General features: G+C 62.9%; 10 protein-coding genes and 2 tRNA genes. 8 read left to right on the top strand and 4 right to left on the bottom strand.

Translation table 11 applies throughout. From position 1 onward, the window contains the following. Positions 1–154 precede the first annotated feature (154 nt). The 3 genes from PXK01_RS16880 to PXK01_RS16870 all read left to right on the top strand — a co-directional run bounded on the left by PXK01_RS16880 (position 155) and on the right by PXK01_RS16870 (position 640). Positions 155–231, top strand: a tRNA-Asp gene (locus PXK01_RS16880). 74 nt (positions 232–305) lie between these two features. Beyond that, positions 306–382 (top strand) — tRNA-Asp (locus tag PXK01_RS16875). Between the two features lie 33 nt (positions 383–415). Beyond that, on the top strand, positions 416–640 hold the full coding sequence (locus tag PXK01_RS16870) for an RND transporter (RefSeq protein ID WP_274860998.1): 225 nt from the start codon (positions 416–418) through the stop codon (positions 638–640). Between the two features lie 74 nt (positions 641–714). Here PXK01_RS16870 and PXK01_RS16865 read toward each other — a convergent pair whose 3' ends face one another. Continuing rightward, complete coding sequence (locus PXK01_RS16865) at positions 715–1,593, bottom strand: alpha/beta fold hydrolase (protein ID WP_274860997.1); 879 nt, start codon at positions 1,591–1,593, stop codon at positions 715–717. A 141-nt stretch (positions 1,594–1,734) separates the two neighbouring features. Further along, complete coding sequence (locus tag PXK01_RS16860; RefSeq protein WP_274849223.1) at positions 1,735–3,126, bottom strand: M20/M25/M40 family metallo-hydrolase; 1,392 nt, start codon at positions 3,124–3,126, stop codon at positions 1,735–1,737. Positions 3,127–3,462: 336 nt separating this feature from the next. On the opposite strand from PXK01_RS16860, the gene hemA reads away from it, so the two are divergent. From hemA to ispG, 3 genes are all read left to right on the top strand, one after another. After that, positions 3,463–4,686 (top strand): 5-aminolevulinate synthase, encoded by a 1,224-nt coding sequence (hemA, locus tag PXK01_RS16855; protein ID WP_274849224.1) that lies wholly within the window; start codon positions 3,463–3,465, stop codon positions 4,684–4,686. A 129-nt stretch (positions 4,687–4,815) separates the two neighbouring features. Continuing rightward, positions 4,816–6,042, top strand: coding sequence for a helix-turn-helix domain-containing protein (locus tag PXK01_RS16850; RefSeq protein ID WP_274860996.1), 1,227 nt, complete (start codon positions 4,816–4,818; stop codon positions 6,040–6,042). A 130-nt stretch (positions 6,043–6,172) separates the two neighbouring features. Then, positions 6,173–7,309, top strand: a complete 1,137-nt coding sequence (ispG, locus tag PXK01_RS16845) for a flavodoxin-dependent (E)-4-hydroxy-3-methylbut-2-enyl-diphosphate synthase (protein ID WP_274849226.1) — start codon at positions 6,173–6,175, stop codon at positions 7,307–7,309. Between the two features lie 121 nt (positions 7,310–7,430). Here the strand turns inward: ispG and PXK01_RS16840 are convergent, their stop codons facing one another. Further along, a complete protein-coding gene (locus PXK01_RS16840; RefSeq protein WP_274860995.1) occupies positions 7,431–8,195 on the bottom strand; it encodes a DsbA family protein in 765 nt (254 codons plus the stop codon). Then, entirely contained in the window at positions 8,195–9,571 is a 1,377-nt protein-coding gene (locus PXK01_RS16835) for a M48 family metalloprotease (RefSeq protein ID WP_274860994.1), read from the bottom strand. The genes PXK01_RS16840 and PXK01_RS16835 overlap by 1 nt, the downstream gene beginning before the upstream one ends. On the opposite strand from PXK01_RS16835, the gene PXK01_RS16830 reads away from it, so the two are divergent. After that, positions 9,570–10,712 (top strand): pyridoxal phosphate-dependent aminotransferase, encoded by a 1,143-nt coding sequence (locus PXK01_RS16830; protein WP_274860993.1) that lies wholly within the window; start codon positions 9,570–9,572, stop codon positions 10,710–10,712. The two genes, PXK01_RS16835 and PXK01_RS16830, sit on opposite strands and share 2 nt — an antisense overlap. A gap of 27 nt (positions 10,713–10,739) precedes the next feature. Next, a complete protein-coding gene (locus PXK01_RS16825; RefSeq protein ID WP_274849230.1) occupies positions 10,740–11,972 on the top strand; it encodes an N-acetylmuramoyl-L-alanine amidase in 1,233 nt (410 codons plus the stop codon). The last annotated feature ends 141 nt before the right edge of the window (positions 11,973–12,113 follow it).

Here is a 12,113-nt window from a genome sequence, read left to right as displayed (position 1 = left end):
GGTTGTAGCTCAGTTGGTTAGAGTACCGGCCTGTCACGCCGGGGGTCGCGGGTTCGAGCCCCGTCAACCGCGCCACTGCTGCCTGCCTGTTCCGGGCATTATCGGAACCCGCCCCGGAGGGGAGATGCCGAACGGCAGACAATGAGACCCATGCGCGGTTGTAGCTCAGTTGGTTAGAGTACCGGCCTGTCACGCCGGGGGTCGCGGGTTCGAGCCCCGTCAACCGCGCCACTCATTTGTCTGGTCCCGCCCCGCGGGTTTCTCTGAACAGGGACCTTCTCGGAAAGCCATTAATTGGCCCATGCGCGGTTGTAGCTCAGCTGGTTAGAGTACCGGCCTGTCACGCCGGGGGTCGCGGGTTCGAGCCCCGTCAACCGCGCCACTTTCCTCATTGATTGATGAACGGGACCCTGCCATGACGCTGCTGGATAAAATCGATTGGCCGACGGCGATCATCGTTGCGCTGCTTCTTGGACTGGCGCCTTTTTTCCCTGAGCCGCATCTTTGGGAAAAGCTCAAGATGCTGTTTGCGGGTGACTTGCGCCGGGCCCTGGACTGGTTCGACCTGTTGATGCACGGCGCGCCAATTGCGCTGCTGGTCTTGAAGGCCATGCGCGCGCTACGCCTTCGCCAAGGATAGGGGTCGGCAGGCCGCGTGGAACCTGCGCCAAAGTTCCCGAGCACCACTGTTCCAGATCAATACTGTTTCAGATTTCAGAACGCCGGTTGGTCCTTCAGGAAGGTCAGCAGCGCCTCGGTCGTTTCTGCCGGGTATTGATCGACAAAGAAATGCCCGCCCGGAATTGCGGCGCAGCGCATATCGGAAAGATGTGGCGCCCAGGTCGCCTCCACATCATAGTGTTTCGCCATGGCGCCCGTCGCCCCATATAACACCAGGGCGGGGCAGTTGATCTTGCGATCCAGATCTGCGGCATCCAGGGCAAAATCCACATCGATGGCGGCGCGGTAGTCGTTGCACATGCTGTGGATCGTGGCCTTGTCACGCCAGCTTCTGCGGTAGGCTTCCAGCGCCTCTGGCGGGAAAACCTGAAGGCTGGCACCGCCCCAGCCCAGAAGGCAGCTTTCAAAGTAGCGGTCCGGATCCGCCTCGATCATCTCTTCGGGAAATGGCGCGGGCTGAGAAAGGAAAAACCAGTGATAATAGGCGCGGGCGACCTCCTGGCGCAGGTCGTTCAGCAGCAGATGCGTGGGAATGATGTCCAACAGGGTGAGGCTGGCAATGGCCTCCGGGTGGTCCAGCGTCATGCGATGCGCGGTACGGGCGCCGCGATCGTGGCCGATCAGGTGAAACCGGCTATGACCCAGCGCGGCCATCAGCGCCACCTGATCCTTGCCCATCTCGCGAAAACCCATGGCCTCCATGCCGTCCGGTTTGCTGCTTGCCCCGTAGCCGCGCAGATCGGCCGAGACCACGGTGAAGCGGTCAGCCAGCATCGGCGCCACCCCCTGCCACATGACCTGTGTTTGCGGGAAACCATGTAACAGCAGGACCGCAGGGCCGCTTCCCTGGCGTGAATAGGCAATGGTCTGACCATTGACCTGTGCCTGGCCGGTTTCGATCTTGGCGGTCATTGGCGTGTCTCCCGAGCTGGCCGGTTGGCCGTTTGCACCGTAGCGGTGGCGATTTGACGCGTCGGCAGCGCGCCGCAGGCGCGCTGCCGGGCCCAACGCGCCCGGGCCGAAGGCCCAGGGCGGGGCGGGAGGTCTCTCCCGTCAGGCCTTGGTCAGGGCGTCCAGCACCCGCGCCCAGGAGCGGATCCCCTTGTGGAAGCTCTTGAGGTCGTACTTCTCGTTCGGGGAATGGATTGCGTCATCCTCATTGGCAAAGCCGATCAGCATGGATTCCATGCCCAGGATCGATTTGAAGAAGCCCGCGATCGGGATCGATCCGCCCATGCCGCAGAACACCGCCTCGCGGTTCCATTCATCGCTGAGGGCGCCGCGCGCCGCGGTGAATTCAGGGCGCGAGATATCCATCACCGAGGCGCGCGAGCCTTCCAGGTCGTTGTCCCAGATCACCTTGCAGTCGGGCTTCAGGCGCTCTTCAACGTGTTTGCGGATCTTGAGCCGCAGCGCATCCGGATCCATGTCGCCCACCAGGCGGCAGGTGATCTTGCAATGCGCCTCGGAGGGGATCACGGTTTTCGATCCGGCGCCATTGTAGCCGCCCCACAAGCCGTTCACCTCCAGCGTGGGGCGTGCCCATTGCTGCTCCAGGATGCTGCGGTCCTTTTCGCCATGGGCCTGCGTGTAGCCTGCATTGCCAAGGTAGTCTTCCGGGTCGAAACCGCAGCCGTCCCACTGGCGCAGCTGATCTTCGGGCACCTCGTTGACGCCCTCATAGAAGCCCTCGACGGCGATCTTGCCGCTCTCCTCGTCGTAGAAGGAGGCAACGATCCGGCTGATCTCGCGCAGGGGGTTGAGGCCCGGACCGCCATAGTGGCCCGAATGCAGGTCGATGCGCGGCCCCACCAGGGTGAACTCATCCTTCAACATGCCGCGCAGCTGCGATGCGATAGACGGCACGCCGCGCGATACCATGGAGGTGTCGCAGATCAGGGCGATCTCCGCTTTCAGCTCCTCGGCGTGCGCCTTCATGAAGGGCACAAGCGAAGGTGAGCCTGATTCCTCTTCGCCCTCGAAGAAGAAGGTGATGCGGCAGGGCAGGGAGCCGTGGATGGCCTTCCAGGCACGACAGGCCTCGACAAAGGTCATCAGCTGCCCCTTGTCGTCCGATGCGCCACGGCCGCGGATCACGGTGCCGTTATCGGTGTCTTCCAATTGCGGCTCAAACGGCGGCGTCTTCCACAGGTTCAGGGGATCGACGGGCTGTACGTCATAGTGACCGTAGAACAGAACATGGGGCGCGTCCTGGTTTTCCTGACCCACATGGCCCACCACCATCGGATGACCCGGAGTCGCGCGTTTTTCGGCGGCAATACCGATGGAGTTGAGATCCGCCACCAGCCAATCGGCGGCCTTCTCGCACTCTGCCTTATAGGCAGGATCGGTCGAGATCGACTGGATGCGCAACAGCTCCAGCAGCCGGTCGGTGGCGGCCGAGACATCCGCATCGATACGGTCAAGCACTTCGTTCAAAGACATCTTTCACTCCAGAGGTTTCTTCGTTTTTTGGGACCGTAGCAGCGCCCAGCAAGGCGCACCAGTGGCCATCGCTCACCGAGAATTGAAGAGGTTTCCGATGATGTGCCGCTTGCGCCTTTGATGTCCAAGTGGTGGCAATTGGATGGAAAAAAGCAAGGCTCCCTCGGTTGCCCATAGGGATCCTTAGGTTTATTTGACCTGCATCAATGTTGCGCAGGTCGCCTGTTGCGTAAGCAGTTGATCGAAACCGGCGTGTGAGGTAGTTATTCACGAACGTGAATGTGGGAGCCTCCCGCGCCAGCGCCTTTGCGCCAGACCTAAGCTATGGAGATGCCGGTGGATTATACCGCGAAACTCGACGCAGCGATTGAACGCCTCCACGAAGAGGGACGCTACCGCACCTTCATCGACATCGAGCGCAAGAACGGCCAGTTTCCCCATGCGGTCTGGACCCGTCCCGATGGGGAGCAACAGGATATCACCGTCTGGTGTGGCAACGACTACCTTGGCATGGGGCAGCATCCGGTTGTCCTGAATGCGATGCATGAGGCGATTGATGCTACGGGTGCGGGCTCTGGCGGCACCCGCAATATCTCGGGGACCACGGTCTATCACAAGCGGCTTGAGGCGGAGCTGGCGGATCTGCACCGCAAGGAGGCGGCACTGCTGTTCACCTCGGCATATATCGCCAATGACGCGACGCTTTCGACGCTGCCCAAGCTGTTTCCCGGTCTGATCATCTATTCGGATGAGCTGAACCACGCCTCGATGATCGAAGGCGTGCGCCGCAATGGCGGTGCCAAGCGCGTCTTCCGTCACAACGACGTGGCGCATCTGCGCGAGCTGCTGCAAGCGGATGATCCCGAGGCGCCCAAGCTGATCGCCTTTGAATCGATCTATTCGATGGATGGCGATTTCGGTCCGATCGAGGAGATCTGCGATCTGGCGGATGAATTCGGCGCGCTGACCTATATCGACGAGGTGCATGCGGTCGGCATGTATGGTGCGCGTGGCGGTGGTGTCACCGAGCGGGACAACCTGGCCCATCGGATCGACATCATCAATGGCACCCTGGCCAAGGCATATGGCGTGATGGGGGGCTATATCGCCGCGTCCGAAAAGATGTGCGATGCAATCCGCTCTTATGCGCCGGGCTTCATCTTCACCACGTCCCTGGCACCTGCGGTGGCGGCGGGGGCGGCGGCCTCGGTTGCCTATCTGAAAACCGCGCCCGAGCTGCGCGAAAAGCATCAGGAACAGGCAAAGGTGCTGAAGCTGCGGCTCAAGGGGCTGGGTCTGCCGATCATCGATCACGGCAGCCACATCGTGCCCGTGATCGTGGGCGATCCGGTCCACACCAAGAAGTTGAGCGACATGCTGCTGTCGGAATACGGAATCTACGTCCAGCCGATCAACTTCCCCACCGTTCCGCGCGGCACCGAAAGACTGCGGTTTACGCCCTCTCCGGTGCATGGACCGCTGGAAATTGACGGTTTGGTGCAGGCAATGGACGGTTTGTGGTCGCATTGTGCGCTGAATCGTGCCGAATTGGCGGGCTAACGCACAGATCTGTGTTCAAAACTGTTGAGTGTGTTATCGTTTCATCAACGGATTGGTCTGGTTGAGTCGTTCGGGTGATTCGCCAGACGCGAAAATTCGGTTTCGGCAGGGACAGATGGGACGGCAGTAATGATTGGGCGCCTCACTCAGCGCAAACCCAAAGAGCAGGTTGAACCCTCTGCTCCCAAGGGGTTTGATGATTTCGAGCTTCGGCTTGGCGACATGATGCGCGGTGAACGGGCGACGATGGGGAAATCGCTTCTCGACGTCCAGCGCGAGCTGCGCATCAAGGCCTCCTACATTGCCGCCATCGAGAATTCCGATCCCTCCGTCTTTGACACCCCGGGCTTTATCGCAGGTTATGTGCGCTCCTATGCGCGCTATCTGAACATGGATCCCGAACAGGCCTTTGTGACCTTCTGCAAGGAAAGCGGCTTTACGGTGGCCCATGGCATGTCCGCCGAGGCCTCGGTGCGCAAGGCGCAGGCTGGCGGCAAGCCGACCGCAGCGGCGCAGCGGTCAATTGGCACAAGCCTTGGCGGCGATCCCTTTACCTCTCCGAACACGCCTTTTGCGCCCTCCGCGGGCAGTATCTTCAGCCATATCGAACTGCGTGCCGTCGGCTCCCTGATGGTGCTGGGCGCGCTGATCGGCGGCATTGGCTATGGCGGCTGGAGCATCCTCAAGGAGGTGCAGCAGGTGCAATTCGCGCCGGTCGATCAGACGCCGCTGGTGCTGGCCGATGTTGATCCGCTGGACGGTGCGCGCCTGAACCTGGCCGATGCGGCCAGCGATCCGGCGGCGGTGGCCCTGGACCGGCTTTATCGTCCGCAGGCGCTGGATGTGCCGATCCTCGAAGCCCGCGATGCGCCGATCGCGACGCTGGATCCGCGCACCTATGGCAATTTTGCAGAGCCCGAACTGCCCAGCGTGCAACTGGCCGAGGCGCGCCAGCCTGCCGATAGCAAGGGGCAGCAGCTTGAGGTCCCGCAGGTGGTGGAGCAGGTGGCGCAAGGCGCCGAGATCCTGGCGGTTCGCCCCGCTTGGGTTGAAGTGACATCGGCAGACGGCAGCGTGATCTTCGAAGGCATCATGGAACCGGGCGACAGCTTCAAGATTCCTCTGACCGAGGTGCCGTCGCAGCTGAAGACCGGTGAGAGCAGCGGCATCTATTTTGCGGTCAATGGAGCGCATTTCGGTCCGGTGGGCCAGCGGGGGCGGGTGACCAAGAATATCGATCTTTCCCCGGATGCGATTTCCACGCGCTTTGAGGTTGCCGATCTGGAAGATGACCGCAACCGGGCCCTGGCCTCGGTGGTGGCGCAGCTGCGTCTGGAAGGCGCACCTCAGGACTGACTTTCGTCGATTGAGCCCCATCCCGCCTGGAATGCCGGTCATTTCGGGTTATCTCTGCACGGGCCGCCATTGAAGCTGCCCGCCACAGGCCGTATCTAGCGGCTAAGCAGGAGCAGACCGGACGGACCCCATGTCTATGAACCACATCCGACCCTGGCGCCATATCGAGCGCCGCAAAAGCCGCCAGATCCATGTGGGCAATGTACCGATCGGGGGCGATGCGCCGATCGCGGTTCAGACCATGACCAATACGCTGACCACCGATGTGGCGGCGACCGTGGCACAGGTGCAGGCCGCCGCCGAGGCCGGGGCCGATCTGGTGCGGGTCTCGGTGCCGGATGAGGCTTCGTCAAAAGCGCTGAAGGAGATCGTGCGCGAAAGCCCGGTCCCCATCGTGGCCGATATCCATTTCCACTACAAACGCGGGATCGAGGCCGCCGAGGCCGGGGCGGCCTGCCTGCGGATCAACCCCGGCAATATCGGGGACGAAAAACGCGTGGCCGAGGTGATCCGCGCCGCGCGCGATCACAACTGCTCGATCCGCATCGGGGTGAATGCGGGCTCGCTGGAAAAGCACCTCCTGGACAAATACGGCGAACCCTGTCCCGAGGCGATGGTGGAAAGCGGATTGGATCATATCCGTATCCTGCAGGACCATGATTTCCACGAGTTCAAGATCTCGGTGAAAGCCTCGGATGTCTTCATGTCGGCAGCCGCCTATCAGCAGCTGGCCGAGGCCACCGATGCACCGATCCACCTTGGTATCACCGAGGCGGGCGGATTTGTCTCCGGCACCATCAAGTCCGCCATCGGCCTTGGGCAGCTGTTGTGGATGGGTATTGGCGATACCCTGCGCGTCAGCCTGTCGGCCGATCCGGTTGAAGAGGTGAAGGTCGGTTTCGAGATCCTGAAATCGCTGGGCCTGCGCCACCGGGGCGTCAATATCATCTCCTGCCCCTCCTGCGCGCGGCAGGGGTTCGACGTGATCAAGACGGTGGAAAAACTGGAAGAGCGCCTGGCCCATATCCATACGCCCATGAGCCTGTCGATCATCGGCTGCGTGGTGAATGGTCCGGGTGAAGCCTTGATGACCGATGTGGGGTTCACCGGCGGTGGGGCAGGCTCTGGAATGGTCTATCTGGCGGGCAAGGCCAGCCACAAGATGAGCAACGAGGCGATGGTCGAACACATCGTCGAACAGGTCGAACGCAAGGCCGCCGAGATCGAACGCGCAGCCTCCGAGGCTGAGGAGGCACAAGCGTCCTAGTGCGTGTCCCTTTCGGGCGGGTCCGCAAATCAAACGGGCCAGCATATACAAGTGGCTACAAATGAAACGGGGTGCCGATCGGCACCCCGTTTTGTATTGGCATAGAGTTCGCCGCCTGCACCTAGCTGCGGTTCTTGCGAACCTCGGCGGCGATGATTTCCATCTGGTCCTTGGGCAGGTAGCCACGCAGCAATTCGCCCCCCAGCACGAAGGTGGGCGTGCCCGAGATCGACAGTTGCTGGGCCAGGTCGCGCGTGCGGCGCAGCTCGGCGGTGACCTCGTCACTGTCCATCCGTGCCAGGATCGCCTCTGCGTCCAGGCCCAGCCCGTCGGCCAGTCGGCGCAGAGCCACTTCATTGGGTTCACCCTTCAGCCCCATCAGCGCCTTGTGCACATCCTCATAGGCGTCGTCGCCCGCGATCTGCTTGGTGGCCACCGCGAAACGGGACGACAGCACCGAGGCATCGCCCAGGATCGGGAACTCCTTGATCACCCAGCGGATATTGCCGTCCTCGGCCAGGAGTTCGGCCACTTCGGGAGCGGCCTTGCGGCAGTAGCCGCAGCGATAGTCCATGAATTCCACCAGGGTGATGTCGCCCTCGGGGTTGCCACCGACGAAGGAGTAGCCGTCGTTTTCCAATTCGGCGAGGTTCGCGGCGACCAGCGCCTGATCCCGCGCCGCCTCATCCGCAGCCTGTTGCTGCTCCAGAAGGTTCACCGCCTCCAGGATCACTTCGGGATTGGCCAGAAGGTAGGCGCGCACCTGCTCTCCAAAGGCGTCACGCTCGGCCGGGGTCATGGCCGACAGGTCCAGCGCCTGCGCCGGAGCGCCCAGCAGTGCCAGCGCGGTGGCAGCAGCGGCTGCCGCACGGGTAAGACGGATCATTATCTCTTCCTCTTCTCTCTTTTCTCATAGGCCAGCAGCACGTCCTGCGCCCGACGCCAGGCAGGCGATCCGGTGGGCAGAAGGGCTGTGGCACGTTTTGCGTGCAGGCCGGCATCATCCAGCCGACCCTGTAGGGCATAGCGTTCGGCCGTGACAAGGGCTGCCATGCCGGTCTGTTTGGTCTGCGCATAGGCCTGGGCCATGTCCCGCAACAGCAGCGCATTTCGAAAATCGATGGCGCGGGAGGCTTCCAGCGTCTTGATCGCGGCCTTGGGCTGGCCCGCCGCCAGTTGCGCGCGGCCATGGTTGGCCAGGATCAGCGGATCGCGAGGCGCCAGAGAAACCGCTTGCTGATAGCTGCTCAGCGCCTCTCCCCAGCGTCGGTTCTCCATCAGGATCTGCCCTTTGAGTTCCGCATAGAAGGCATCCTTGGGGCGCAGGGCGATGGCACCGTTGATCGCCGCCAGGGCCTTGGCCTGATCATTGCGCCGATGATGGGCGATGGCTTGGCGCATCAGGCGGATGTCCTTGTGGCTCTCCTCACCGGCGCGCCGCAGCGTCCATTTCGGAGCCCGGATAAAGGCCGAGAGCTTGCCGCGCAGACGGGCGTACCAATACTCCGCCTCCGGGTCGGGGCTCACCTTGCCACCATGGCTGGCCACATAGGCCTCGGCGGCGCGAATGCGGTCGCGGGACAGCGGGTGCGAGCGCATGTAGGGGTCCTGGTGACGCAGGCTCAGAAGTTCCTGCCCGGCAAATATCCGGTGCAGGTCCAGCAGCCCCTTTGGATCGACCCCGGCGCGGCTGAGGTAGCCTGCCGCCGAGCGATCAGCCGAGGCCTCTTCGGCGCGGGTATGGGAGAGAAATCCCCGCAGGGCGGAACTTTGGGTGCCAATGGCAATGCCGGTCGCCGCTTCGCTGCCCGCCCCGGCGGCGGCGGCCAAAGCCGCAAGCGCCATGCCAAGGCCGGCGGCACTTCCGGCCGAACGCATGTTCTGCATCCGGCGCGCCAGGTGACCGTTGGCGATATGGGCGGCCTCATGGGCGATCACCGCCTGCAGCATTTCGGGGCTGTCGGCCTTCAGGATCAGCCCGTAATGGATGAAGATCGTGCGGCTATCCAAAACAAAGGCGTTGTATCGGGAATCGTTGACGACCAGTACCTTCACCCGTTTCGAGTTGAGACCGGCCGCCTGCAGCACCGGTGCCGACAGGTGGCTCAGCGCCTGTTCCACATCGGCATCGCGCAACAGGGTGATCGACGCCGCCTGCACTGCCGTTGCCGCATAGGCCAGCAGGCAAAACACCAGAGCCGGGATTGACGCCAGCCGAGAGAAGCGGTCAAAAGTCATGCGCGCACCATGGGAGAACATCATGCGAAACTCAACCCGCTCGGCTGTGGATCCCTTCATTGTGATGGATGTGATGGAGGCAGCCCGAAAGGCCGAAGAGGCCGGACGCCACATCATCCACATGGAGGTGGGCCAGCCCTCGACCGGTGCGCCTAAGGCCGCGCAGGCCGCTTTGGTGCGCGCATTGGAGCAGGATGCGCTGGGCTATACCGTGGCCCTGGGCATTCCGGCGCTGCGGCAACGTATCGCGCGGATGTATGGCGAATGGTACGATGTGGATCTGAACCCCGAGCGCGTCGTGGTGACCTCTGGGTCCTCGGGGGCGTTCCTGCTGGCCTTTACCGCGCTATTTGACAGTGGTGACCGGGTCGGCATCGGCGCGCCCGGCTATCCTTCCTACCGGCAGATCCTGCATGCGCTGGGGCTGACCCCGGTGGACATCGAGACCGCGCCCGAACATCGTCTGCAACCGGTGCCCGGCGATCTGGCGGGGCTGGATCTGGCCGGGCTGATGGTGGCTTCGCCCGCCAACCCAACCGGCACCATGCTGGACCGCGCCGCCATGGGCGCCTTGATCGATGCAACGAACGACATCGGTGCGGCCTTTATCTCTGATGAGATCTATCACGGCATCGAATATGAAGCGAAAGCCGTCACCGCGCTGGAGCTGACCGATCAGGCCTATGTGATCAACTCCTTCTCCAAGTATTTCTCGATGACGGGATGGCGCGTGGGCTGGATGGTGGTGCCCGAGGATCACGTGCGCGTGGTCGAGCGCCTGGCCCAGAACATGTTCATCTGCGCGCCGCATGCCAGCCAGGTCGCCGCATTGGCCGCGATGGATTGCGAAGACGAACTTCAGGCCAACCTCGCGGTCTATTCCAAGAACCGCCAGTTGATGCTGGAGGGGCTTCCAAAGGCCGGTTTTGCCAAGATCGCACCGCCGGATGGCGCTTTTTATGTCTATGCGGATGTGTCCGACCTGACCCAGGACAGCCGCGCCTTTGCCGCAGAGATCCTGGAGCAGGCAGGCGTCGCGGTTACCCCGGGGCTGGATTTTGATCCGGTGCGGGGAGCGACCACCTTGCGGTTCTCCTATGCGCGCTCGACCGCCGATATCGAAGAAGGGCTTTTGCGCCTGCGCCGTTTCATGGAGGATCGCTGATATGGTCGGCAAAGGGGCAGGGGTAGAATGACAGGCAGGATTCTGGCGCTGTGTGTGGCATTGATCTGGGGCAGTCTGCTGGCCGTCACCGCCACTGCACAAGGCTTTTCGGCGCTGGCGCGGGTGGATGCCGAGCGCAGCCTGATCCGTGATGCGGGGCAGGGGGCAAGGATCGAGTTGCATCTCAGCCAAGGCGTGCCCTACCGGATCTTCACGCTGGATGGGCCGCCCCGGCTTGTGCTGGATTTCCAGGAGGTTGACTGGGCTGGCCTGGACCAAGAGAGGCTTTTGCAGGGCGAGAACCTGCGCGCTGTGCATTTTGGCGCCTATGTGCCCGGCTGGTCGCGGATGGTTCTGGATCTTGGGCGCCCGATGCAGGTGGAAGCGGCCGAGATGGCCGTGGACCCGGTGACCGCCGCTGCGGTTCTGTCTCTGGACTTGCAGCGCAGCGATGCCGCGGCCTTTGCCGCCTCGGCCGGAGCGCCGAAGGATCGGCGCTGGGATCTTCCGGCGCCGGAGGCGCTGAACCCGGCAGCCCCGCGCGATGCCAATGCACCGCTGGTGGTGGTGCTGGATCCGGGCCATGGCGGCATTGACCCCGGAGCCCAGGTCGAAGGCGGGGTCGATGAAAAGAGCCTGATGCTGGAATTCGCTTTTGAGTTGGGCGAAATGCTGGTCCGATCCGGACAGTTCTCGGTGCAGCTTACTCGGGATGGCGATTATTTTGTTTCGCTAGAGCGCCGCATTGCCCTGGCGCATCAGGCGGGGGCGGATCTGTTCATCTCGTTGCACGCTGATTCCCTGTCGGAAGGCGGCGCCCATGGATCGACCGTCTATACCCTCTCCAAGGACGCCTCAGATGCGGCCTCGGCCAAGCTGGCAGAACGTCATGATCGCTCGGATCTGCTGGCGGGCACCGATCTGACTGCGGCGGATGATCTGGTCACGGATGTCTTGCTGGACCTGGCGCGCCAGGAAACCCAGCCGCGCAGCGAGGCGCTGGCCCGTTCGATCGTCGATGGGCTTCGCGCACAGGGCGGGCCGCTCAATCGCAGGCCCTTGCGCGCGGCCGGGTTTTCGGTGCTGAAATCGGCGGATACCCCCTCCGTGCTGGTCGAAATCGGCTTTCTGTCCAGTCAGCGGGATCTGAAGAACCTGCTGGATCCGGCCTGGCGAACCAAGGCCGCGCGAGGCATTCTGGCCGGGCTGATCGAATGGCGGATCCGGGATGAGGCACAAAGGCCGCTGGTCCGTCAGTAGCCTGCACAGGCGCCAAAAACAGGGAGACGGCGACCCCGGGAAGCAAGGGATCGGCCAGATTGGGCTGATCGGCGCTCCTGCTCTTGGTTCGCCTGTTTCCCGGATCGCGAATCCGCTATCATTGCAGCAAGGGGGCAGTGG

The organism is Phaeobacter sp. PT47_59 (genome assembly GCF_028890025.1).
Classification (GTDB): domain Bacteria; phylum Pseudomonadota; class Alphaproteobacteria; order Rhodobacterales; family Rhodobacteraceae; genus Phycobacter.
This window is presented reverse-complemented; position numbering and strand designations above follow the sequence as displayed.